This window comes from Bartonella sp. CL70QHWL (assembly GCF_042194855.1).
GTDB lineage: Bacteria > Pseudomonadota > Alphaproteobacteria > Rhizobiales > Rhizobiaceae > Bartonella.
In genome coordinates, this window is the sequence record NZ_JBHINJ010000004.1 from 115,682 (window position 1) to 139,344 (window position 23,663).

At 34.5% G+C, this 23,663-nt stretch carries 19 protein-coding genes, 1 tRNA gene and 5 pseudogenes; 19 read left to right on the top strand and 6 right to left on the bottom strand.

What is annotated here, in order from left to right:
• The first annotated feature begins 19 nt into the window (after positions 1–19).
• The 3 genes and pseudogenes from lldD to ACFIJZ_RS03295 all read left to right on the top strand — a co-directional run.
• Positions 20–1,168 carry an FMN-dependent L-lactate dehydrogenase LldD gene (lldD, locus tag ACFIJZ_RS03285; protein ID WP_273790428.1) on the top strand — a complete coding sequence of 383 codons (1,149 nt, stop codon included), beginning with the start codon at positions 20–22 and terminating at the stop codon, positions 1,166–1,168.
• Positions 1,169–3,074: 1,906 nt separating this feature from the next.
• Positions 3,075–3,248 (top strand): hypothetical protein, encoded by a 174-nt coding sequence (locus tag ACFIJZ_RS03290; RefSeq protein WP_375631037.1) that lies wholly within the window; start codon positions 3,075–3,077, stop codon positions 3,246–3,248.
• Positions 3,249–3,838: 590 nt separating this feature from the next.
• Positions 3,839–4,280 (top strand): annotated as a pseudogene (locus ACFIJZ_RS03295) (integrase); the annotation flags it as partial.
• 654 nt (positions 4,281–4,934) lie between these two features.
• Here the strand turns inward: ACFIJZ_RS03295 and ACFIJZ_RS03300 are convergent.
• Positions 4,935–5,122: pseudogene (locus tag ACFIJZ_RS03300) on the bottom strand (hypothetical protein).
• Between the two features lie 275 nt (positions 5,123–5,397).
• Here ACFIJZ_RS03300 and ACFIJZ_RS03305 point away from each other — a divergent pair.
• Positions 5,398–5,600: pseudogene (locus ACFIJZ_RS03305) on the top strand (helix-turn-helix transcriptional regulator).
• Between the two features lie 87 nt (positions 5,601–5,687).
• Here ACFIJZ_RS03305 and ACFIJZ_RS03310 read toward each other — a convergent pair.
• Positions 5,688–5,763 (bottom strand) — tRNA-Thr (locus ACFIJZ_RS03310).
• A 454-nt stretch (positions 5,764–6,217) separates the two neighbouring features.
• Here ACFIJZ_RS03310 and ACFIJZ_RS03315 point away from each other — a divergent pair.
• From ACFIJZ_RS03315 to ACFIJZ_RS03340, 6 genes are all read left to right on the top strand, one after another.
• Positions 6,218–6,352, top strand: coding sequence for a SlyX family protein (locus ACFIJZ_RS03315; RefSeq protein WP_273790429.1), 135 nt, complete (start codon positions 6,218–6,220; stop codon positions 6,350–6,352).
• A 1,068-nt stretch (positions 6,353–7,420) separates the two neighbouring features.
• Positions 7,421–8,848: an amino acid permease gene (locus ACFIJZ_RS03320; RefSeq protein ID WP_375631049.1), complete on the top strand. Its 1,428-nt coding sequence runs from the start codon at positions 7,421–7,423 to the stop codon at positions 8,846–8,848.
• 40 nt (positions 8,849–8,888) lie between these two features.
• Entirely contained in the window at positions 8,889–9,569 is a 681-nt protein-coding gene (locus tag ACFIJZ_RS03325) for an energy-coupling factor ABC transporter ATP-binding protein (protein ID WP_273790432.1), read from the top strand.
• On the top strand, positions 9,566–10,222 hold the full coding sequence (locus ACFIJZ_RS03330; protein WP_375631038.1) for an energy-coupling factor transporter transmembrane component T family protein: 657 nt from the start codon (positions 9,566–9,568) through the stop codon (positions 10,220–10,222). The genes ACFIJZ_RS03325 and ACFIJZ_RS03330 overlap by 4 nt, the downstream gene beginning before the upstream one ends.
• Complete coding sequence (locus tag ACFIJZ_RS03335; RefSeq protein ID WP_273790434.1) at positions 10,219–10,776, top strand: biotin transporter BioY; 558 nt, start codon at positions 10,219–10,221, stop codon at positions 10,774–10,776. The genes ACFIJZ_RS03330 and ACFIJZ_RS03335 overlap by 4 nt, the downstream gene beginning before the upstream one ends.
• 257 nt (positions 10,777–11,033) lie before the next feature.
• The gene (locus ACFIJZ_RS03340) at positions 11,034–11,600 is read left to right on the top strand and encodes a biotin transporter BioY (RefSeq protein ID WP_375613807.1); all 567 of its coding nucleotides are present in this window, start codon (positions 11,034–11,036) and stop codon (positions 11,598–11,600) included.
• Between the two features lie 62 nt (positions 11,601–11,662).
• Here ACFIJZ_RS03340 and ACFIJZ_RS03345 read toward each other — a convergent pair whose 3' ends face one another.
• Complete coding sequence (locus ACFIJZ_RS03345; RefSeq protein WP_375631039.1) at positions 11,663–11,788, bottom strand: single-stranded DNA-binding protein; 126 nt, start codon at positions 11,786–11,788, stop codon at positions 11,663–11,665.
• Between the two features lie 375 nt (positions 11,789–12,163).
• On the opposite strand from ACFIJZ_RS03345, the gene ACFIJZ_RS03350 reads away from it, so the two are divergent.
• The 5 genes from ACFIJZ_RS03350 to ACFIJZ_RS03370 all read left to right on the top strand — a co-directional run bounded on the left by ACFIJZ_RS03350 (position 12,164) and on the right by ACFIJZ_RS03370 (position 13,686).
• Positions 12,164–12,301: a hypothetical protein gene (locus ACFIJZ_RS03350; protein ID WP_375631040.1), complete on the top strand. Its 138-nt coding sequence runs from the start codon at positions 12,164–12,166 to the stop codon at positions 12,299–12,301.
• Positions 12,302–12,368: 67 nt separating this feature from the next.
• Positions 12,369–12,506 carry a hypothetical protein gene (locus ACFIJZ_RS03355; protein WP_375631041.1) on the top strand — a complete coding sequence of 46 codons (138 nt, stop codon included), beginning with the start codon at positions 12,369–12,371 and terminating at the stop codon, positions 12,504–12,506.
• Between the two features lie 28 nt (positions 12,507–12,534).
• On the top strand, positions 12,535–12,585 hold the full coding sequence (locus ACFIJZ_RS03360) for a hypothetical protein (RefSeq protein ID WP_375631050.1): 51 nt from the start codon (positions 12,535–12,537) through the stop codon (positions 12,583–12,585).
• 397 nt (positions 12,586–12,982) lie between these two features.
• Positions 12,983–13,285, top strand: a complete 303-nt coding sequence (locus ACFIJZ_RS03365) for a hypothetical protein (protein WP_273790437.1) — start codon at positions 12,983–12,985, stop codon at positions 13,283–13,285.
• On the top strand, positions 13,276–13,686 hold the full coding sequence (locus ACFIJZ_RS03370) for a hypothetical protein (RefSeq protein ID WP_375631042.1): 411 nt from the start codon (positions 13,276–13,278) through the stop codon (positions 13,684–13,686). The genes ACFIJZ_RS03365 and ACFIJZ_RS03370 overlap by 10 nt, the downstream gene beginning before the upstream one ends.
• On the opposite strand, the gene ACFIJZ_RS03375 is transcribed toward ACFIJZ_RS03370, so the two are convergent.
• Together ACFIJZ_RS03375 and ACFIJZ_RS03380 are read right to left on the bottom strand one after the other, a co-directional pair.
• Complete coding sequence (locus ACFIJZ_RS03375; RefSeq protein ID WP_375631043.1) at positions 13,670–14,209, bottom strand: hypothetical protein; 540 nt, start codon at positions 14,207–14,209, stop codon at positions 13,670–13,672. The two genes, ACFIJZ_RS03370 and ACFIJZ_RS03375, sit on opposite strands and share 17 nt — an antisense overlap.
• Before the next feature lie 575 nt (positions 14,210–14,784).
• Positions 14,785–15,033: a hypothetical protein gene (locus ACFIJZ_RS03380; RefSeq protein ID WP_375631044.1), complete on the bottom strand. Its 249-nt coding sequence runs from the start codon at positions 15,031–15,033 to the stop codon at positions 14,785–14,787.
• Positions 15,034–15,221: 188 nt separating this feature from the next.
• On the opposite strand from ACFIJZ_RS03380, the pseudogene ACFIJZ_RS03385 reads away from it, so the two are divergent.
• The 4 genes and pseudogenes from ACFIJZ_RS03385 to ACFIJZ_RS03400 all read left to right on the top strand — a co-directional run.
• Positions 15,222–16,910 (top strand): annotated as a pseudogene (locus ACFIJZ_RS03385) (DUF637 domain-containing protein); the annotation flags it as partial.
• 12 nt (positions 16,911–16,922) lie between these two features.
• A complete protein-coding gene (locus ACFIJZ_RS03390; protein WP_375631045.1) occupies positions 16,923–19,502 on the top strand; it encodes a DUF6990 domain-containing protein in 2,580 nt (859 codons plus the stop codon).
• Between the two features lie 88 nt (positions 19,503–19,590).
• Positions 19,591–19,938 carry an HNH/ENDO VII family nuclease gene (locus tag ACFIJZ_RS03395; protein WP_375631046.1) on the top strand — a complete coding sequence of 116 codons (348 nt, stop codon included), beginning with the start codon at positions 19,591–19,593 and terminating at the stop codon, positions 19,936–19,938.
• 274 nt (positions 19,939–20,212) lie between these two features.
• Positions 20,213–20,683, top strand: coding sequence for an SMI1/KNR4 family protein (locus ACFIJZ_RS03400; RefSeq protein WP_375621053.1), 471 nt, complete (start codon positions 20,213–20,215; stop codon positions 20,681–20,683).
• A 587-nt stretch (positions 20,684–21,270) separates the two neighbouring features.
• On the opposite strand, the pseudogene ACFIJZ_RS03405 reads toward ACFIJZ_RS03400, so the two are convergent.
• A pseudogene (locus ACFIJZ_RS03405) lies at positions 21,271–23,663 on the bottom strand (type ISP restriction/modification enzyme); the annotation flags it as partial.

Consider the following 23,663-nt stretch of genomic DNA (forward strand, 5'->3'; position numbering starts at 1 on the left):
AGGAACAATGGTGCCATCAATGATTATTTCTTCAACACTTGATTATCGTAAAGCAGCAAAGCGTCGTCTTCCTCCCTTTCTTTTTCACTATATTGATGGTGGGGCTTATGCTGAAGAAACGATGCGACGTAATTGTACAGAACTTCAAGCACTTGCATTGCGTCAAAGGATTCTAAGGCAAGTTGGTGAAGTTGATCTTTCAATCAAGCTTTTTGATCAGACACTTGATTTACCGATTGTACTTGCACCTGTTGGGCTAACGGGCATGTATGCACGTCGTGGAGAAGTAAAAGCAGCGCGTGCCGCAGCGGCAAAAGGGATTCCTTTTACTCTATCCTCTGTTTCAGTTTGTCCCATTGCGGAAGTACAAGAGGCGGTTGGAGATGCATTTTGGTTTCAACTTTATGTTCTCAAAGATCGCGGTTTCATGCGTGATGCACTAGAACGGGCTTGGTTGGCTGGTGTACGCACGTTGGTTTTTACAGTTGATATGCCAATTCCTGGTGCACGTTATCGTGATGCGCATTCGGGAATGTCTGGTCCTTATGCTGGTTTACGTCGTTTTTTACAAGCTTTGACTCATCCATATTGGGCTTGGAACGTTGGTGTTATGGGGCGCCCTCATGATCTTGGAAATGTCTCCACTTATCTCAAAAAGAAAATTGCATTGGATGATTACGTTGGTTGGCTTGGTGCAAATTTTGATCCATCAATTGGTTGGCATGATCTACAATGGATTCGCGATTTTTGGAAAGGAAAAATGATTTTGAAAGGTATTCTTGATCCAGAAGATGCGCGAGAAGCAGTAAAATTTGGTGCGGATGGTATTGTTGTTTCTAATCACGGCGGACGTCAGCTTGATGGTGTATTATCAACAACACGAGCGTTGCCTGCAATTGCGGATGCTGTAAAGGATCATTTGACTATTTTAGTGGACTCAGGTGTTCGTTCTGGTCTTGATGTTGTACGCATGATAGCACAAGGTGCGGATGCTGTTATGATTGGTCGTGCTTTTGTTTATGCGCTTGCAGCAGCAGGTAAGAAAGGTGTTATGCATCTCCTTGATCTTTTTGCTAATGAAATGCGGGTAGCTATGACACTGACCGGTACTCAGACAATCAAAGATATTACACGCAAGAGTTTAGTAAATATAGATGTTTTTAAGTAACGAAATCAATATGTTATACTTATTTTAGAAAAAGAAAGTCTTTTTATAGAGGAGCATAATTATATACTTTACAAATATGTTGATAGTTAAATTTAAATAGAAAAGATCAAGAAGCTCCTCTATAAAATCACAGAAAATACTAAGTAACTACAATAATACTAAGTAACTACAATAATATTAACGCAAAAATCTTAATAATAATAAACACAAAAAAAATACTAATAACATTGCATACATCTTTTATTTACGTTATTAACAGCTCATTCTATGGATAAAAAGGAACAAGCGCTGATATTAAAGGCAAAACAACTGTTGATATAGAAAAAATAGATATAAATAATGCTGTGAGCATTTTTCCCTCCTATGTATAAAAATATAATATATTAATCACTCTTTTCCACATTAGCATAAAATATAAACCTCATTTAGTTTTATTTTAATATAGAATAATATTAATTATGTTATATAAATAAAATTATTAAAAATGTCAATATGTATTTATTGTAATATTTAATTATAATAAAATTTTATCAATATAAATAATGTTTCTATAATCTATATATTATTTATATTAATTTTATTGAATAAGATATTATAAGGATATGATATTGTTTTTATGGAGTACGTTTTTAAGCAATGAAAAAAATACCTGTACTATCTTTAAAAAAAGCTGGTTTACTGAGAGCAAGACTGCGTGAATTAATGTGCTTTTCTTGCATACTCAATGATTTATGATGTTTTTGAACTGGCGAACATATTAGGAAGCAGTTGAATATTTTTTTGTATAGTATGTCATTTCTAACACTATTTATGTATTCTAGATTTATTTCATAATTTGTTAAAAATATCCAGTTTATTTTTATTACAGATGGGGTCGTTGTGTATTCATAATGATACAAATTGGCATAGAATGTTTTGTTCCATAATCGATTTAACAATTACATCTCCAAGCTTCTCCATGGATACTATGCTCTTCACAGACAACAACAGATTGGTGAGATTGGCATAACTCTAGCACAGATATATTATCTCAAAGTTGAATTGTTGGCACACTTGTAATTATTGGGATAACTTCATGTTTTTTGAAGCTCTTCAGTAATATAAAGACAAATCTGAACAGTTTTTTCAGTAGCAAGTAAGAGAACATCTTTTCCTTTTTTTAACAGAAGTTTTGCTGATATCAATTTTTAAAGCATTTTTATGAATATTCATAACAGCACGCTTTCCTAAACCTATATAAACGGGTACAAGATTACTCAGATTAGCAGTTTCCATTTGATCTAATTACTACTCATAAGTAATTGAATAGTATTTACTTTATCGCTGAATAAAAAAGAAAAGTTTTTCTCTCTTTAAATAGATGATGGGTTGTCATCTAGCCAATAGGGATAGTTTGCGAGCAATTTGTTCGATGCAAGATAATTTAAATTGCAGTTACTTTTTATCACTTGAAGCTGTGAAAAGAAGGCTAAGATAGATGAAAGAATGTAAAAAATGATGGATACATTTTAGGATAAAAAATTATAATCCTGTTAATTCCACACCTGTTGCAGCTGATATTGGTGGCAAAAGAAATTTTACCAAAAAATTATCAAAATTATTGAGGACATTCCTCATGGCATGTAGACTAAACCTTTTTGTTGGTATGGGTGGGATTTTCTTTGAGCTGAAATTGATTCTATCCCCTGAAATCAGCAATAATCTCTCAGGTTATGGCGTAAACTTTTTGGGGATGTTTCAACACCACTATCGTCCTTTTATGAAAAATGTTAGCACTTCAGATAAGCAGCTGTGAGGAGTTTCAACGTTTAATACAGCAAGCTCCAGAAACTCTCACGGATTTAGACGGGCTTCAAGATTTTTATATTTACAGCGATTAAATTTTTGAGAGAAAGTAAATCGTACGATGAGAGGTGAAACCCATCGTAGCGCGCGGGGGCTTAAGCCCTTACAATTTGAAGGCGTGCTAAAACTTATTTTCCTCTGTTTAGCAGGTGTTAGCATTGAACATTTAAACTGGTCTATTTTTATTGTGCGTTATGATCGTCTAAAAATCTTGTTCTATCTTTTACCACTTTAATTGTGGTTCTGAAGGTTATAAAGAAAGGATTTTTATAAGCGAGAGGATTATCAGCCGATGTCTAAGCTGTTTGCATAAATAAAGGGGAGTTTTTTGTCTTTAAGCAATATGCTAGAAATTCAAAAAACTTTAGTTAACTTCATAAAAGAGATTACACCATCTTATACAGATTGCTCTGCAAATAACACAATTGCTGGTGAGGAATGGGGCATCACCAATTTTGATTTCTAAAAAAGAAACAATACGTATTAAATAGTCTTTAACTTTACAGACTTTTTAAGAATCCTTTCAGAACCTTTTAAAAAAAGTGAATTGATAGAAGATTTTCTATCAAAATATAGCAACTTTTCTAACAAGTTACGAATAAATCTAAAAATATATATTAAATATAAAAAACAGTGCGATATGCGGGCTGTCTGGGCTTTAGAAATAAGAATCAAAGCGTATAAAGATGCATAGAGGTGAGATTGAGACATATCATTTTTATGATTCAATAAAAAAATTAAAGAAAAAATTCTATATCAAAAATTGAAGGTAGTTTAAAAGGTGGACGGGCAATGCATGGAAGGATGAGCGAGAAGGTGAATTAGGTGAGGGCGATTTATAGATTATCAGTATCTTTGTAAAAGTACCTTCTCAAGATAAATATTGTGATAAAGTAAGATTGTGGTTGAGTGTCGAAAAGATAATACGCGCTCTTAATTTTTCCGTTATACACATCACAATAAACACCATGAAAGGCACGGTCCTATTACAAACTTTCTCTAAGAGCAGTACATGAGTTTGCAAGATATTACAGTGATATTTTAAAAGAAGGATTTTATTTCAGGAAGAAATTGTCTTAAAATAGCAAAGCAATATTTTCCAAGAAATTGCCAGGCCAATTTTGAAAGTAAAAAAGCTAAGTTAAAAAATAAAAGAAAAAATGGTTGTTGGTTTTCTCTACTGGAGTTGCATGTTATTTCCCACATAGGAAATTTACCTATAGAAAAATTAACAGCCAAGATCATTCACAATGTGTTCCCGCCACTTTAGCATGAAAAAGCAGATATAGTGCGAAAGTATTTGCCTTATCGTCAACATCATTATTATAATTAGGAAGCTGAAGCAACGTCATTTACAAATCACATAAAGCCTATACCATTATTCATTATATAGTTCCGTAGATTGCTTTTCTTCAAGCATGCCGGCTCCTAGATATTATTTTTGTTGAAAACAGAACCTTTGAGTATGATCAGTTCTTTGAACGACGATAGTAGTGCTATCCATAAAATCTTTTCTCATCTTCTTTTGATAAGATAACAAAGATGCCCTTAGAATACATCAATAGACTTAATCATTTTACACAAATATAACCTGTTGAATCCTTTAGTTTCAACTTAAACGTCCCTTAGTCACTCTAATTAAACCCAATCGACCACCAGAGTGTTTTAATCCTTTAAGTGCTTTTACTTTCTAATCTGAATGTATCCACCTCTTTTAAATCTTTTCATTGATAGATGTTTCAGAGGAATTATATTTTATCACTTTATTTTCCGTTTATGTCTCCAACCACATAAACGTTCACCTTGTTCATTATGTTTTAAAATATCTCTCGCCAAATTTGGACTAATGACATTGATATCTTGTCGATTCAAATAAATTGGCAGCCATCCAATACAAGAAGTTCATTCATTCGTCGCGCAACTAGCTAGAAAGCTTAGTGCGCACATCAGCATCACTTTTCTATTAATTTCATTTTCTATCTCAAGCCGTGTTGTCGCTATCTTGAAAGCTTCCTTTGTTTGCTTTTGCTTCTCAACTTTTTTCCCAAGAAAAAAGGCTTTGACTAAAGCTATAAGAAAAGCTGCTATGATCGCTGACCTCACCGTCAGATATTTTTTTCCATATGAATAACGCTTTTGTCTTTTTCATATGAAGTATTTTGTGGGGTGTTCGGGTCCAATGGTATCACCTTTGTCTGGTGTTGTATTGGCTACGTTTCCAGCAGCGTCTTAAGCAAATCAATCAAGCTATTGAAATCTTTTTAGAGGCAATAGCACAAGAGACAAAAAAGATTTTGACAAAAAGCCGCTTAAAGATATAGGAAGTTCTCTCCTCCTAGCCCCCCAGCCCATTTACATAACATAAAAAAGAGAAAGGCAATGAAATGATATTTGATGATGGCGATAGATATGTAACAATCCGTGAATGTGCACAGCTTTTTAGTGTATCCACAACAACGATTCGCCATTAGATGCCTCAGGTGTATTTCCAAAGCCATGCAAGCTAGGGAGAGCAGTAAGGTGAAGGAAAAAAGAGATTTTAGCATTCACTTCAACGAAAAATAAGGAGAAAATAAGAACAAATTAGGTAAAATTATATAAACTGTAGAAGGTGGTCTGAAAATGGCTATTTAAAGAAAAAATCTATATATTTCAATATGTTTAAGAAATAAAATGGTGCCGCATGCCGGATTCGAACCAGCGACCCCATCATTACGAATGATGTGCTCTACCAACTGAGCTAATGCGGCATAGGTTTGTAAGTCAATGAAACAAAACTAATTTGAGGGTAATAGCTAAAAGTACGTATAAAAGCAAGAATGCATTTTTTCAATAATTTATAAATATGATAATAATTTGAAGGAGAAGTATGTAAAAGTCAGAGGAAAGTATTCTTTGACCTTAATGCTATAAAATGCTTTCCAATTTAGATAACACTTAAATTAAGAAGCTGGGAATGTAGATCTTTAGGATGAAAAATGGTGTCACGATATCTTAGTAAAGATAAAAACATTTTCTGGTTCTTGAGAAAGAAATTTGTTGCATAAGTGATTGGGAAAATAAAGATCATCATAAACCCTTTATAATGTGCAAATAAGATGAGTAGAATTAGTTTAAAAGTTACTTCTCATTTTTATGGGAAGAAAAAGGGAGGAGGATTAATAAAATTAATCACGTTTTTTTATTTAAGAGGGAGTAAAAATCATGTCGGATGAAGATCGGCTGATAGAACTAGAAATGAAGCTAGCTTACCAAGAAAAATTCATTGAAGAACTTTCTCGAGAGGTAATTAATCAATGGAAAAGTTTGGATGAGATATCTAAAAAGTTGATATTTTAGCGAGACGATTTTCATATTTAAAAGAACAGAGTGTTACTGAAGCTGTTATCTTACCATTTTCTCAATAGGGAGAAGGTGCGAAATATTTTTTATCATAATTGCAATTATTTACAGATGAGTTTTTATTTCACGCATTTTGTTAGACTTGTAGAATAATTTTTATAAGCTTCTTCATTAATTCTAATAAGTTCTAATCTTATAAGGAGAGCTGATATTAGAAGACGTTTTTTTACATGGGGTTTCTAGTACGAAATTAAGAAAAGTTTTTGTAGAGTATAAAGAAGCAGCCATAGAAAAATATATGAACTGCAATATTTTAAGTTTTTTCTGTACAGAGTTTTCTTATAGGTGGGAGGTAGATTTATTCGCTAATTTTTTTAAATTGATACAAATGAAGTGATGTTATCGTTATCTATAGAAATCATAAGTGAGCGTCTATATTTATAATAAAGCGTTTTAATTTGTTCTGATGATCAAGTGATTTTCAGTTGTTTTATAGAGTGAGGGGTTTTAAGCGACATCGATTATGTTATAGGACAGAGAGCTCTAGAAGTTTTTTTCAAGATCAAATGTACTCTTCGTTATATGTATATGATATTTTGTGAAAAGGCTTTTGTTTTTCGTAATTTAAGATACAAAATACTATTGCTAAAGCACCAAAGATAGACCATGCGGGTAAATAAGTGAGAGTAATGCAAATTGAGGACAGAAAATCAGGCATTACCTTGCATAGAGATTGATTAAGGTGATAGATATCTGTTTGCAGAAGGTTTATTAAAATTTTATTAAAGGGGGTTGTTGTCCAATGTGATGTGATTACAGAGTGTGCGTTATCAATGACCAATGCTATAATGGTCAGTGTAACGAAAATGAAGGACATTAATTTAAATAAAGGGTGGAGCATATTTTTTCTTAAAACTTCAACGGGACATACGTATAATGCACAAAAAAATGAGGAGTTGCATTATGATGAGAAAATAAGTTTACGTTTGTTTTGTGTTTTTTGAAAGAGGTGCCTAATTTTTCAATAAAAGTTGAGGTTAAGTTCAACAAAAGTAGTGAGGCATGATGTCTGAAAAAAAGCACGAGGAATTGAAGCGTAGCCTTCAAAATCGCCATGTTCAAATGATTGCTTTGGGTGGCGTTATTGGGACGGGACTTTTTTATGGGTCAACCGAGGCAATTCAATTAGCTGGTCCCTCAGTTATTTTATCTTATCTTGTCGGCGGGCTTATTATGTATTTCATTATGCGAATGCTTGGTGAAATGTCAGTAGAAGAACCGTCTTCAGGAGCATTTAGTTTTTTTGCTTATAAATATTGGGGGAGATTAGCTGGTTTCATAACAGGTTGGAATTATTGGTTTCTTTATATTCTTGTGAGCATGGCTGAACTTACAGTGATAGGGTTTTACCTTGATCATTGGATTTTGATTGATCATTGGAAGACATCTTTCATTGTTCTTTTATTTGTTACATTTGTTAATTTGTTTAATGTTCGTTTTTATGGAGAATTTGAATTTGTTTGCGCTTTGATCAAAGTGGCTGCTGTTATTGGTATGATTATTTTGGGAATTTTTCTCATTGTCACTGGACTAGGGGAAAATCAAGCGAATATTCATTATCTTTGGGACCATGGCGGTTTTTTCCCTTATGGAGCAGTAGGGGTTGTTTTAGCAACTTCTGTAGTAATGTTTTCTTTTGGAGGAACGGAGCTTATTGGTATTGCTGCTGGAGAAGCATCTAATCCACAAAAAACAATTCCAGCGGCTATTCGTCAAGTTATGTGGAGGATTATAATTTTTTATATTGGTTCTATCAGCGTTATTATGATAATCAGCCCTTGGAATATGATTGGAAAAAATGGTAGTCCTTTTGTCACAATTTTCGAGACTATAGGAATTCCTGCTGCTGGTCATATTTTGAATTTTGTGGTGATTATGGCTGCTATTTCTGTTTACAATAGTGGCATTTATTCTAATGGCCGTATGCTTTATAGTTTAGCTGTACAAAAAAATGCACCACATATTTTTAGTAAACTGAGTGCTGCTCGTGTTCCTTATATTGCTATCCTTTTTTCATCATTATGTACGGCGTTGATTGTCGTTGTTAATGCTCTTGTTCCTGATAATAGTTTCATGCGGATCATGGCTCTTGCAACTGCAGCAGCAGTGATTACTTGGGCTATTATTGTTATTGTTCATTTGAAATTTCGCAATGCATATAAGAACAGAAAGGGCGATTTTATTTATGCATTTGGTTTATATCCTTACGCTAACTATCTTTGCCTCAGCTTTCTTGCTTTATTGTTTTGCATTATGTTTGTCAGTGGTTTTGGGCAAAATGGATTGATGACTCGACTTTTTGATATGATAGGAATAAGCGTGCCTTTTCTTGAAACATATATTCCTGTACAGATGCCTGATATGAGTTTGGCAGTCATTATTATTCCTCTATGGTGCTTGTTATTACTTTTAGGTTATAAACTGAAACGATAGAGAAAGAAGAGCTAATAAAAGGGATTGATTGGAATAAACTTTGGGGATTATAAAATTTGATGAGGTAACACAAGTTTTTGGTGATTTGTGTGTTTTAAGAAATATTACTGTACAGCTTACCGAAAGACGAATTGCTATTATAGGTGCGAATGGTTCTGGAAAAAGTACATTTGTTCGTCTTATTAATGGGCTCCAATTACCATCTCATGGTTTTGTAAGCGTTGATGGGCTTGATACAAAACGCGATGCAAAAGCAGTAAAGCGTAAAGTTGGATTTGTTTTTCAAAATCCAGATAATCAGATTGTTTTACCATTAGTTGAAGAGGACTTATCCTTTGGTCTCAAAAATTTAAAGCTTAATAAAGATGAAATTAAGGAGCGTGTAGATGAAATTTTACAGCGCTATGAACTTCAAGATTTCAGAAATCACGCTGTCCATTTATTAAGTGGTGGGCAAAAACAACTCGTTGCTATTTCCGGTGTAGTTGCAATGAAACCAGACTATATTATTTTTGATGAGCCGACGACATTACTTGATTTGCGAAATAAGCATCGCGTTACGCAAGTGATAGAAGAATTACCACAAACTGCAATAGTTGTATCGCATGATTTAGAGTTTTTGAAAAAGTTTGATAGAGTGCTGGTTTTTGATAAGGGGGAGATAGCAATTGATGATGTACCTTTTGTTGCTATAAAGGAGTATATAAGAAGAATGTCATGATCGGTTTATATATTCCGAGGGATACATTTATTCATAGGTTAAGGCCTGGAGTTAAGTTATTATTTCTTACGGCGTGTGGAACTTTTATAATAATGGTTTCTTCCATAGCGCTTCTTGGTTTATTTTTGTTGTTTGTCATCTTATTCTATAGAGTCGCCAAGATCCCTTTCAAAACTGTGATAAAGCAATTTAAATCGATGGGATTGCTTTTAGTTCTTCTATTTGTATTTCAAACTATTTTTAGCGGTTGGCTTACGGGGGTTGAGGTCATATTACGTCTTGTTATCCTCTTTTCTTTATCATCAGTTATTTCATTCACAACAAAAGTGTCAGATATGGTGGATGCAATTGAAGCAGGCCTCCAGCCCTTTCGTTGTTTTGGTATAAATCCATCAAAAGTGAGTATGGTTATCTCTATGGCGATCAGGTTTATTCCTCTTTTGAGTGAAAAGTTTAATGAGGTACATGAAGCACAGCAAGCACGGGGACTTAATACTAACATTGTTGCTCTTGCGATACCTTTAATTATACGGACCATAAGAATGGCGTCAGAAGTGTCTGAAGCATTGGAAGCGCGTTCTTATGATGCTGATACTATTGATACAGCATCTCGTAATAATCAGAGTTTTTATAGTAAAAGAAGAATTAAATGAATACAAAAGATTTAGTTTATATTGCTTTATTTGCCGCTATTTATGCTATTTTGGGCCTTTTCCCTTCTATTTATCTTCCTTTTCTTCTAGGGGTACCTGTTACAGCTCAATCGATGGGACCGATGCTAGCAGGGTCTATACTTGGGGCAAAAAGGGGTGCTTTAGCGTCACTCCTTTTTCTTGTTCTTGTTGCGATTGGATTACCTCTGTTGTCTGGTGGTCGTGGTGGAATCAGTGTCTTTTCAGGGATTGCAAGTGGTTATTTAATAGGTTTTCCATTTGCCGCATTTTTTATTGGTTTAATGGTAGAGTTGTTTTGGCAGCGGTTAAATTTTATAACATTATTTATGATAAATACTTTTGGTGGCATTGGGATAGTTTATTCTTTTGGGGTTCCATGGACAGCGTATATGACCAAAGTTTCTTTACTGAATGTTTTAATGGCTTCATCAGTTTTTTTGATAGGCGATTGTTTAAAAGCGTTGATTGCATCCTTTATTGCACTCGCGATTAAAAGATCTGTTCCTCTCATGCATTCAAAGCATAATAACTAAAATAAATGTATTATTTTGTTATGCTGTTGTTATATAATATTCGTATATCACTATTATTGAATTTAACTATAGTAATTTATGATATAATTAAACATTGTAGAATCTAATATGATTCATATAAGTAATATTATTAAAATAAATTATTATAGTATTTTTCTCTATATCTAAGGCATTTAAAGTGTACTTTTATAAATCTGATACTTTTTATTAATTGTACAACAATAACGAAAGCTTTTCCCTAGTGAAGGAATAATTCAGTGAATACAAAGGATTTGGTTTATATTGCTTTATTTGCCTCTATTTACGCTGTTTTGAGTCTTTTTCCTCCTCTTTATCTTCCTTTTTTGCTGGGTGTCCCTATTACAGCTCAGTCTATGGCTCCGATGTTAGCAGGCTCTATACTTGGAGCAAAAAGGGGAGCGTTAGCATCACTTCTTTTCCTTGTTCTTATTGCGATTGGGTTACCTCTATTGCCTAGTGGTCGTGGTGGAATTAGTGTTTTTTCAGGAGTTACGAGTGGTTATCTGATTAGTTTTCCATTTGCTGCATTTTTTATTGGCTTTATGGTAGAATTATTTTGGCAGCGGTTAAATTTTATAATATTATTTGTGATAAATACTGTGGGTGGCATTGGGATAGTCTATTCTTTTGGAATACCATGGGTAGCGTATATGACACAGGTTCCTTTGCTGACAGTTTTAATAAGTTCATTAGGTTTTTTGGTTAGTGGTTTCTTGAAAGTGCTGATTGCATCCTTTGTAGCGTTGACCATAAAAAAAACCGTTCCTCTCATTCATTCGGAAAAAGGGGCAATTTTGTACTGAAGAACAAGTTTTGCCAAATGTATGTAGATTAAAAAGCATCACGGAATACCATTCTGTTTTGTCTACTTTTTATTGGTATTTTTATCTGTATAGCTCTCAAAGGTAGCTATACGAAAGTTGAATATTTCGGCACCAAAATTCATTTTTTTGCTTTCAGGAGCAGCCCCTACATAGCCAATTAATATCATTTTATTCAACAGGCTTGTAAGTTTTATTCGATTTGCATACTATATGCATAAAGCCTTAGAATAATTTATTATTTTTTTAATATTTTTAGTTAATTAATCACTAATTTTAAAAGTGTTAAATTATATTAATTGTATAAAAACATGGATAATTTAGTGTTCATCTAAAAACTCTTGATGTATATAGTGCCCTTATAAATGTATTAATATAAGGTATAAAAATGAGATTTGAATGGAATGAAGCTAAAACAAAAAGTAATCTTAGAAAGCACCGTGTAAAGTTTTGAAATAGCTGCATATGTTTTTTCTGATCCATTCTCCATGGCTAAACAAGACCGTATTGAAAATGGAGAGTATGGTTAGCAAGCTTTATGGCTCATGGATGTTTTTTTATTACTATTCGTAGCGCATATTGTCCATGACGATAAAAATGGCATAGAGGTAATCCGTATTATTTCAGCACGGCGAGCCAATTTGAAAGAGAGTAAACTTTATAAAGAAGAAAGTTCGTTATAAAATTGAGGTAGGTAACTTATCACCTTTGACAGATGAACAGAGAGTTGAAGTTGATAAACTGGCTGTAATGCCGGACAATGCAATTGATTATAGAGATATTCCGTCACTCAATGATGCGTTCTGGAAAAATGCCGTTCGCAATCCATTCTATAAACTACCCAAAACTGTTACAACAGTGCGTGTGGATTCAGACGTTCTAGCGTGACTTTAAAAGTCAAGGGAAAGGATATCAAATGCGTATTAACGCCATTTTACGTGATACTATGCTTCGTTCAATGCACTGATTTCTCCTCCACTTAAAAGCCGGAAAGGGGGGCCCATATTCTAAAAATCTAAGCAGCTTTCACTGCAGAGTTCTCTAAAATTCGTATTGCTTTGCAATTAAAATTGTATAGCTTCGATCTTTAACTAACTGATTCTAAACAATACAATATATTTTGGATACACTATCTTCCCATAATCACTAAGATAACTTGGGAAGCACCTGCCATCTGATAAGACTATAGACATTGTAATTATGTTAACTTTATGAATACCATTAACTTTCTTTCTTATAAATATAAAATAGATCCAGCCTCAGAATTAGTTAATATCAATGATGCTGATAAATTTTTATAGGAAAGAAGATACGATTTTAACTGTGATAATCAATGTGCTACTTTAATAATCGAAAATTTTTCTGTGAACTCGAAGATCTGCTATTGGATTTATGTTTTAACGGGAGAAAATAGTCCTTATAATCCTGAAGTTATTGATTCTGAAAACGATTTTCAGAATATTCCTAACCCACGTTCTAAAAATCAGATTGAACAGAATAAGCAATATTTTGGAATTTTGATTCCTATAGAGTTTACTCTTTTTTCTTCAAATAAAGAGTTAAACAAATTCTTGCAGCTACACTACAAAAAATCTTTTCCCCCGAAAACGATTGATATCTCACCTGATATTGTTGGTAAGGAAGAGTTCGAAAAAAATTGCTTTTAATTAAAGAAATAAAACTGAAATATACACAACCAAAACAATTAGATTTTTTTGCAATGCAATCAGAAGACAACTTGCTAAAGATGGCTAAACTTTTGTTGGGTGAATTTCCCACGGATGATTATTCTGAAATGGAACTTGACTTGGGTATCAAATTTAAAGAAAAAAATAATTTAAAGAATTATTTTTTGAATCTTTTTAAAAAATATAAATTAAATCCAGCATTTAAAAACATAAGTTTTGTTGGAAAGACACATAATAATTTTGATATAATCTTTAATACTGAAACTTTTCAACATAAATTTGCTATTAAAACAAGTAAAAATGATAATGGTATGTATAATGAAGGTCATATAAAAGAAAAATTAAAGCATGAAATCGTAAGTTTTACGGTATCTCTTTAATAGAGCACTGTAGCGTGTAAATAGATATATTTATTAAACTGCGTGTACGCAACATAAGGAAGAATACACAGACTAAAAAAAAGTACCAAATTATAATATTTGAATATCCAAGAGCAATATCTAAGTACCAAAGTACGGTATCCAATGAAAAAGAAAACTTGTGCTCCACGTACTTAGAAATGACAGGCAAAGAAACAGTTTCTTTATAACTACTTGGGAAAATTAAAACGACAAGCGCTAAAATTATTAACTTTAGGAGACTGTGCATATACTGATGTAACTCACATGTTAATGTCTTCCAACCTGTTGTATTGCCGCATTTATATTGTGGGTTGTTTTGCAACTCAGAAGGGATATTAGAATTGCATAAAATTGCAAAAACAGTTGTTACGATCACCAAAGAAATAGACGCGAATGTCAAAATACCCTGAATAAAGTCAAGATTTTTTCTTATTCCTAAAAAACATACAAATATAAACATTATAACGCCAAACAAGGCTTTTCTCTTCTTATCTGTAAACATATTTATTTCCTGTGAAAAAATTATGATCTCAATTTCTTAAATTATTTTCTGATATAAAAACACAAACTACCTTTTAGTCTTTTTAGCATTTGCTTTTCTTTTAATAGCAATGTCTTCTATTGCATCCAGTTGCTTTTAATATTTTAGTTAACCTCGTCTATGATTTATCTATAGTTGATGATAGCTTTAAACACAGAGCTCCATAATCCCAAACTCTTGCTTGCATTTTGATACCCAAATCCACCTTTCAACAAAGCCCATCGCACTGGCAACCCTTTCATACAGATTAAAGAAAAGCTCTGTTATTTCAAAAGTACACGAAAGGGAATCATAATTGCCGCAACATTTTTTGCGCTGATGCTGGCTACTCATGTTTTAAAAAACAAATATTTTGAAATTCGCGTATCCTAAAATCCTTAATTTGTATTAATGGATTTATTTACTTTATAAATTTGATACTATAGAGCTATTTTAGCTTCTAGAAATATATTGTACATTAAAAAAACTTTTTAATCACTCTTTAAATGCATATCCAATCCAAAAATGATCAGCACTTTTCACTATTTTGCTACTTTTTAGAAATCTATTTTAAACTCTCCTATCATTAGTTCATGAAGAGTTTTGGTGCGTGAAAGAAGGTCTTTTTCAATCTCTTCACAATACTTAGAAAAATCTGTTGCTCTTGGAATGATTTTTTTAGACATGCTTTCTACGTTGCTCTGCAAAATGCGTTTTAAGGACTCTTTCAAAATCAATAAGGAAATATCTTTGAGTTCAGTTTGATAAGCTTGAGAAGAGGTATTATAGTCCATATATTTTCGCATGTGGAAGCTACCACAAGAGAACAAGCGAAAAGTATTAGAGATATCATCATTTGAAGCTTTTACAGCAATAAACCTGTGAAGCCATATGCAAGTCTCAAGTGCATTTTCTTCATTCGGTTTTTGTTTTTAATTTTCCATACGACACACGGCTATTTCAGGCTATTACTTTGGGTTGATTAAGATTTGTAAGGAAAGTTGATTGGCTAGCAGTTAAGGCTGAGTTTAAAGACTGGGATTATAAAGCCCAAGGGCTGAAAGAAGCCGGTGCGGCTATCGTGGCATTGGCTGTCACGGGGGCGCGGTTACGGGCGGAGCAGCCTTGGGTGCTGCCAGTGCCATTACCGGTGCATTGGGGCTTGGCTCGAGCACCGCCATGAATGCGGTGATACAGGCAGGTGTCCAAGCATTGATTGACAAAAGCGCTGTGGCTTTTGTCAATAATCGCGGCAATATTGCCGGCGCCTTGCATGAGCTTGGCTCTTCAAAGAATGTTCCCAGCATTGTCTCATCGATGTTAATGGCGGGCTTAACCAGTCAAATAACGGAAATGGCAGGTGTTGGACAATCTTTGCCAAAAACCGCTCCTTTTGTCGATCGTATCGCCCGTGAAGCGGAAAAGAACCTGATCAAAGCCGCCATTGGCACAGGCGTTCAAATGGCTCTTGAGGGTGGTTCTCTTGACAAGAACTTTTTTAACAATCTGCGCATCGCCCTGTCTGATACGGTTGGCAAATCGTTGGCAGAAGAAATTGGTACCGCCAAGGCAGAAGGCAAAATAGACACGGTCACACAGATCGTTGCCCACGCTGGTCTTGGCTGTTTAAAAGGCGCGGTTGCGAGTGGCGCTTGCTCTGCCGGTGCTATCGGCGGGGCCTGTGGGCGAAGCCACTGCTATGCTCCAGTTTAAACTGTGGTCCCCCAATTTTATACAAAAAGAAATAGCAGCATTGGATGGTCGTATTCCAACGGCAGAAGAACAAGCGCGTATAAATGCAAAGATTGAAGCACAGTTTGCTGACTTTAGCGATCATGCCATTGATGTCGCACGGGCTGTGGGGGCTTTGCTGCTGCCCTTGCTGGTGGTGATGTCAATAAATACTGGCGCGGATGCCGCTGGAAATGCTGCGGAGAATAATTTTCTTCCTGCGGTAGCAGCATTAGCAGCATTCATTGTGTCGCTTACACCAGAAGAGTTGGCAGCTCTGTCTCTTTTTATGGCTGGCGGAGCAACTGTTGTTGGATCCTCTAGCAATAAGACGGCTATAACGGATTTCTTTGGCTATTTGTTTGCATTGAAAAATGCAGAAGAAGACAGCGAAAAAACAAACCAAAACTCAAAAGAAGAAAAAAATAAAAATTCTCAAACGGGCAATGAAAATCCACAAAACAATAATGATGATAATGATGGAAAGGGTAAAAGGCTTGGACAAGTCAGGAAGCATCATGAAAAAAAACGCGATGAGAAAAAACAAGAATTAAATGATGAAGGATGTAGAACATGCAAAACAGAAATAGTATTCAAAACTAAGACGGATAAGGGGGTAGTAAGATCTCGTGCGGATATCGTTTATATAGAGAATAGTAAAATAAAAATTGGCGAGGTAAAAACGGGGAAGAATGCTAAATTAAGTGAACAACAAAAGATTTTGAAAGAGGCATATAAAGAAGGAAATGCTGAGTCCACAAAAGGAAAATTTATAAAATTTTTTAAAGAGAACAAAGAGTTCTTAGAGGCATATCAAGAATCTTTCAAAGATTTTAAAGGAAGTGGCAAAGAATTAAACCAAGCTAGTAAAAAATGGGTTAAAGAACAATTGAGTAATAAGTTAGACAAAACAGACATTAACGTTTTTCATTATCTAGGACTTTTTGAATGAAAGTGAATAGCGATGCGAACTAAAGACGTGACAGAGATTTTAAAAACGCTTGGCTGGGAACCTTATCGTGCTGAAGATGGTAGTATGTTTGCGCATTATCATCTTCCCGATCGCATTGTAGGCATTAGTTATGATGTTGTAGATTATGGAGAGGATGGGGGAAAGTTTCGGCTATCGGCTAATCTTACCACTGCTGCTTATTGCCTTGCTTGGGAATATGCTAGTGGTGAAGTATCACAGGATAAGTATGAAGATACGCTGTTTTCTGCGAAAGAGGATTTCGATGTTACAGCTTCAGATCTCTCAGAAAGCCATGTTAAGGAATCTTTAAATAGGGTTATCGCTTGGGCGAAAGCACAAGATATTGAACAAAAATTACGTGAAAAAGCAGCCAATCATTCTGCTGTTGCAGAAGCATTACTTGGTGATATTGAGGCTTTAAAAAGTTCTAAGTTTACACCCCAATTACATGTACCAGAATTTTCAGATTACAAAACAATAGGGTGGATTGAGCGCCTCATTCTTTTTGTGCAAGCTTATAAAAACGGGGAGTTAGATGACACTTTAGCGCGTAAAAAACCTAAACAGAGGTCGATGAGTCTTACAGCAGCAACTCGCATTTTTAAAATTCAAGGGTGGTTTTCCACAGAGCTTGGGAAAATGTGGTTGGTTTTGCCGGATCGTTTTATTAAGTTAGATTTTGGCTTTGTACATCTCTATGATCAGTATAATGTTCATCTCGAAGCTGAAATATCTAATGAAGAGATTTCTGTAGCTTGCGAATATATTCACTATAGGAGAGAATATAATTGGATACGACCTACGGATATTTATAAGTCTTTTAACACGATAGGAGGAGGGATTTTTAGTGGTTTTGATAAAGGAATTGATATTTGTGTAGAGACATTGAATGAGCAAGAGCTTATCAAAGTCTCTGAGCGGGTGATACAGTGGGCACGTGCCCAAGATTTACAAGCATCAATAGAAAGCAAAACACGTGTTCAAAAGTATAGCTATTATCCAGCTGTGATTTGGCATTTGGCTTGTTTAGCATTGACAGGTCAAATTGATGTCCTAAAATCCTATCAAGATTCTATCGCAGAGGGTAAGCTACCTGACCATTTGCAAAATCTTGATAAAGAACTGGAGGGGTATGTTAACCATGCCGTTAAATTTTCTGAAAAACATCTGAAAATCCTTAATGAGCGAGAGTCAGCAGAAGCACATCTCAGTCCACAAGTTTTGATTACTTTCAATAAAGTTACAGAGCAATTAAAAGAAATGGGTTGGACAGTTTATCGTGATAAAAACTACAATCGCAATGCTTATTTTGTAAGTAAAGACCGTATCATCAATATAATGTATAACCTTCAAAGTGATGAAGAAGAGCCGATTGTTGCATTTAAGGCTTCCCTTTCAACACTTAGTTTTTCTACGGCTCATAGAGAGATTTTCTATAATATGCCTCAATATATAGCCCTCAAAGAAGCAGAAGAATTTTATACAGTTTCTAGTACTGAATTGGCTGAAGGCAAGCTAAAACAGATCAGTGCGGATGTTCTTGAATGGGCTGATCGGCAAAATATTAATCAAATCATTTATGATTATGCGGCTTTGCCAACAAACAGTGAACTTGATCTTGTAGCGCGTCACCTTATTGCGCTTGTTTTGATTGGGGATGTTGAAAAGCTCAAATCTTATAAGGAGAATTTTAGAAAGGGAAATTCTTTAGGTTTTGTGAAAGGTATCACGAAATATACAATCGACAACTCTCTTACTCTTGCACGGCATTATCGGACTGGTTTTCCAAAAAACGCTCCGATTTTAAGCTTGGATCCGCAAACAGCATCTGTTGCTTCTAAAAGAACTTCTATTGAAGTGGCAGAGGAAGTGGATGAAGCAGATGACACTGATGATCGTCTCACCATGGAAAGTGCTCATGCACTTTTGAAAAGCTTAGGCTGGTCAACTGAGAAAATCAATGAGAATGACCATATGGCAAGCTATCAATTGGCTGATCGTGAAGTAGATATTCTTTATAACGACGAAATTGCCAAAGATTACCCGCAATTTGATAGCGCCTTTTTGATTAGCACGGGCATTCTTTCCACCGCTTGTAAATTCATTGATCCTACCCACACGGAAGATATTCCAGATATACAGCTTAATTTTGAAGCAAAGGGGTTAGAAATCTTTGAACCAGAAGTCACTGCGGATCGCTTAAAGAAAGCACTTGATGATGCACTAGAATGGTCAGTCAAAGACATTGACCTTTCTAAAAGACTTCGCTCTGATTATGGCACTGCTCCTTGGAAAAAAAGCACTACGTCTAAAGAAAACGATGCACATTATGCTTTACTTCATCTTGGCGCTCTTGCTTTATTGGGTGATATTGAGATCTTACAATCTTATCAGAAAAGTTTTACAGCAGGTGATCACCTAGGCTTTGACGAAAGCATCAACAAAACCCACCTTGAACGTGCATTAGCTTTAGCCAAAGAAGTAGCAAAGGTGAAGCAAGTGAGTTACGCTTTGATTAAACAGGTGGCAGAAAAGCTTGATGATCACTCAGAGCTTTCTAGCGAGGAATAACCTCGCTCTTGGAAGGAGAGTTTATTTAAGTCTATTTAGAACACAGAATACATTGATTATTTTGAAAAAATCGAGGGGATTATGAATCATGAAATGGATAAAGAAAAAAAGTATGGGGGCAGCTGAGCCTGTGGAATTTAAAGGTCAAAAAGTTTATCAGGAAGATGAACTGTTTGAGCCTGAAACAGTTTCTTCTTGGAAAGAAAAAGGACAGATAGTAACAGGTACAAATCTGGAAAGAATGGCATCAGGAAGAGCTCCTATTGGAGTCGATTTTAGACCTATTATGTTACATCCTATGACACAACAACAAGATAGTCCTCTCGTTGAGGTTCTCTACTCATTTTATCAAGGCAGGAGTTTGCTTGCTCCTATGAATCCAAAGACAAATTTTATCAGAAAAGTTATTTGTTGGATTTCAAAAAAAAATTCCTAAGTAGGAAAAAAAGAAAAAGTAATTATTGCAAATATTGGAGTAATGTCCCTAAAAGGCGCTCTCTAAACTTTAATGATCACCTCCTTTATTCCATCATATATTGTAAATGCGAGATGATTGTACAGAGACAGATGAGAAAAGAGCTCCTTCAAGAACATATCTCTTATGATTTTATCAATCTCATCTCAATTCCATTGGCTATAGTAGAAAAAGATTGATCATTAGGAACACTCATTATGAGTAAAAACACGCTGTGACTTATGGAGAAAAATTTATGAAAAGTTATACTTTATCAGATGTTGCACAATATGTTGATATGCATAGTCATGTTATTAATTTTGGTACTCAAGATAATGCCCCTGATGATGTACGGATTAAAACAGCTGAGAACACTCTTGGTTTACAATTTACCTCTTCCTATAAGAATTTTTTAAAAAATTATGGAGGAGGAGAAATTGGAGGTGAAGAAATATTCAGTATTTATGAAATCTGCGCAGGTATTCCTGCTGGTGATATTGTTTACCGAAATTTGCTCGATAGAAGAGATGGCTTTACGGACCCCAAACAACTTGTTATCTGCACAACTGATTTTGGTGAAACCTTTTATTTTGATTATACGCAGTTTAGGGATGGTGAATGCCCTCTCTATCTCAAGTATACATCTGAAGATTCCGAATATTACGCAAGTAATTTTTATGAATTTCTCTGCAAAAGAATTAAAGAGTATGCAGGGGAAGATTCATGAAAACTTATACCTTAGATGATGTTATACAACTAGTTGATAAATAGAATAATTGCGATTTATTGCTTGTTATGAAAACATCTAAAAAGAGATTGATCATTATAAAGATTAGCAAAATCCCTTTTAATAGACCGTGTCAGTGTTGTCAGTTCTTTTTAGAGCCTATATTATTTTTTTAATGAGAGAAAATTAAAATAAATATATTTCAATAGGTTAAGATTTTACAGATCTTAAAAAAACAATCTATATTGATAATACAACCTATAAATTCAACTAATAATATACGTTTTGAGGGGGTTTTGACGGTTTTTACACCTTCAAAACCTATAAGTAATATAAGAAAATGAATATACATAACTCTCTTTAAACAAAGCTTTTGAAAAGCATAAAGCACTCATTTTAGATTACGATATAATCTTTTAAAGGCAATTCAAAAGAAGCCTATTCACTTTAAGATGGGATTTCTTTTTAGAATAACGCATATTAGGATTGTATCTAATCAATTTAATAAGAGAGGTATAGATTATGGTTATAAGACCCTATACCCCTTATGCGTTTATCATACCCATTATGTGAGCATGCTTTATAAGTTATTCAGTTTCTCTAATTTCCAATTTTGGTAGTTTTTTACGATTTTCATTGTCTCTAAACTTACGGTAATAACCCTTTGAAATAACTCTAGAGGGTAGGCAGGGTTGCCAATGGTTTCAACAGCATAACGATTGGCATCATTAACAATGCCACTCTTTTTATCAGTCTTAACACATTGACGCCCCATAACCCATTCAAGAGCGGGTTTACCATTAACGATATACTCATAAGCGTCAAGAGGGATATCTGTCATTGTGATATTGCTGTTATAAATAACAGTTGATTTATCCTTTTCCTTACTATTCTTAATTTTTGCGAACTTCATTTCAGTCACATAATAGAATTTTTCGGGATTAGAGATGTCAGTTAATTTTGGATTACCCTTTTTAAAGGTCACAGGATAAGGCTCTACGCTTTCATAGTTTACGTGCAAATGACCCAATTCACGCCCTGCTGTCACAAACATCCAAAAATCTTCAGCAGTTTTTACACAAGGGATACGAGGCAATTCCTTAGAGAGATTATCAGCATAACGAGCACGGTAATCTTCCGAATGCAAAAGACCATAAACGTAATAGAACAAATCATCTTTAGTGATTATTTCATTCGGATAAGCAGCTTTAAAATGTGCTAATCCTTCATAAGTAATGGCATCACGCTTTTGTAAATCAGCATTGATGCTTTTTTCTATAGAATTCGTAAATAAATGAGTTTGTTTCTTGTTTCTATCTTTTGAAACCGTAGTGTCTTCGTAAATATAGCGTGGAAAGCATTGACCATTTTCTATCACCTGAAGATCAGATACGGTCTTAATCATAAGTACAGAAAAGTTTTTCTTTGCTCCTATACCTGTAAGCAGTATCATCTTATTTTCAACCGCTTGCCCTATCGGGAATATATGTGTCTGATAAGCACCGTCGCAGTTGAGAGCAGAATCACAATAAAGCCATTGTTGTGTAAAAGGACGATACAAGCTTTTGATAAGGTAATTTTCCTTAAAATTGAAAGACTTTCCTTTTACCAAGTCTTTTTTGAGATTATAGCTCCAACTGATTTTTTTCGTGTCAGAATTTACGAAGCTATTTACAGCATTTGCACGTATTTTATGATCAGTATGTGGATAGGCATCATTAAAACGTTTTACCTCGCTATTATAGAAGGCAATCATATTACGCATATTCTTTGCCAAAATTTCACAGCTTGAGTTGTCTGTCCAAGCATCACGGCTCGTCATAATACCGCGAGAAAAAGTTTCAAAGAGTTTTTTATCATGACTTTTCTTATAACCAAAGGCTAGGAATGTTTCAAAACTGTCATCACGTTGCTTTATCCAATCCCCATGCTTATCTGGTGTAATTATTTGCCAACCTTGTTTGCTCTGTGTAATACCATCAATGCTTCCAAAATTCTTAATTGTCTTAAGCTTCTTTTCTCTCGTGAAGTAATCTCCAATAGCATGGAAATATATCTTACCACGCTGTTGTGCATTTGGATTTTTTACGAGAACGGAAATCGCTATAGGGGCTCGAGATCCAGAACCAAAAATTTTACCACCTTCTTTTCGAGAAAGTTCTCCAGAAGTTCGTTGGTTACCCCGTAAATGGAAAATATAAAGGCTGCTAAATTCCTCAACGAGGCACTTTCGTAGACTGTCCGTAGAACTTCCATTAATAAAACCGGCATTTGTGACAAATCCGATTATCCCAGCATTATCAATACGGTCACTTGCCCAGCGAATAGCACGAATATAGCTATCATAAATTGCTTGCATATTGGTTGCTTTTGAATGAGCAGCATAAGTTTCACTAATACGTTTATCTAAAATCGGATAGGGTGTGTTTTTTGCATTATCATTTTCATTTTTTTGTCCTATTGAATAAGGAGGGTTACCAAAGATAACTTTGATATCCAGTTTTTTCTGGTGCTCTAAATATTCACTGTTCTCTTTAAATAATTTTTGCAACAAGTCTTTCTTTTCAAGAATTTGAAACGTATCAGCCAAACCAATATGCTTGAAAGGGATATAATTTCCTTTCATAAGACCATGATAGGTTGCTTCAATGTTAATGGCTGCTATGTAATAGGCTAAGAGAACAATCTCATTGGCATGGATATCATAACGGTATTTATATTCCATATCCTCTGGTTTGATGAGTTTTGATTGTAACAGCCGCGTAATAAAGATTCCTGTTCCAGTGAAAGGGTCGAGAATGGAGACTCCTCGTGATCCTAGACTTTTTCCAAATTCATTGCGTAAAACATCATCAACAGAATGAATGATAAAATCAACAACCTCAATGGGCGTATAAACAATTCCTAATTTTTCTACTGTACGCGGAAAAGCATAACGGAAAAATTCATTGTAAAGCTCTACAATTAAACTTTGTTGTGC

Coding starts and splice junctions, on each gene's coding strand:
- lldD (WP_273790428.1), top strand. CDS start 20: ATGATTATTTCTTCAACACTTGATTATCGTAAAGCAGCAAAGCGTCGT.
- ACFIJZ_RS03400 (WP_375621053.1), top strand. CDS start 20,213: ATGAAAAGTTATACTTTATCAGATGTTGCACAATATGTTGATATGCAT.
- ACFIJZ_RS03390 (WP_375631045.1), top strand. CDS start 16,923: ATGCGAACTAAAGACGTGACAGAGATTTTAAAAACGCTTGGCTGGGAA.
- ACFIJZ_RS03330 (WP_375631038.1), top strand. CDS start 9,566: ATGATCGGTTTATATATTCCGAGGGATACATTTATTCATAGGTTAAGG.
- ACFIJZ_RS03395 (WP_375631046.1), top strand. CDS start 19,591: ATGAAATGGATAAAGAAAAAAAGTATGGGGGCAGCTGAGCCTGTGGAA.
- ACFIJZ_RS03290 (WP_375631037.1), top strand. CDS start 3,075: ATGAGAGGTGAAACCCATCGTAGCGCGCGGGGGCTTAAGCCCTTACAA.
- ACFIJZ_RS03315 (WP_273790429.1), top strand. CDS start 6,218: ATGTCGGATGAAGATCGGCTGATAGAACTAGAAATGAAGCTAGCTTAC.
- ACFIJZ_RS03345 (WP_375631039.1), bottom strand. CDS start 11,788: ATGATATTAATTGGCTATGTAGGGGCTGCTCCTGAAAGCAAAAAAATG.
- ACFIJZ_RS03380 (WP_375631044.1), bottom strand. CDS start 15,033: ATGCGAAAATATATGGACTATAATACCTCTTCTCAAGCTTATCAAACT.
- ACFIJZ_RS03355 (WP_375631041.1), top strand. CDS start 12,369: ATGCCGGACAATGCAATTGATTATAGAGATATTCCGTCACTCAATGAT.
- ACFIJZ_RS03320 (WP_375631049.1), top strand. CDS start 7,421: ATGTCTGAAAAAAAGCACGAGGAATTGAAGCGTAGCCTTCAAAATCGC.
- ACFIJZ_RS03350 (WP_375631040.1), top strand. CDS start 12,164: ATGGATGTTTTTTTATTACTATTCGTAGCGCATATTGTCCATGACGAT.
- ACFIJZ_RS03375 (WP_375631043.1), bottom strand. CDS start 14,209: ATGTTTACAGATAAGAAGAGAAAAGCCTTGTTTGGCGTTATAATGTTT.
- ACFIJZ_RS03335 (WP_273790434.1), top strand. CDS start 10,219: ATGAATACAAAAGATTTAGTTTATATTGCTTTATTTGCCGCTATTTAT.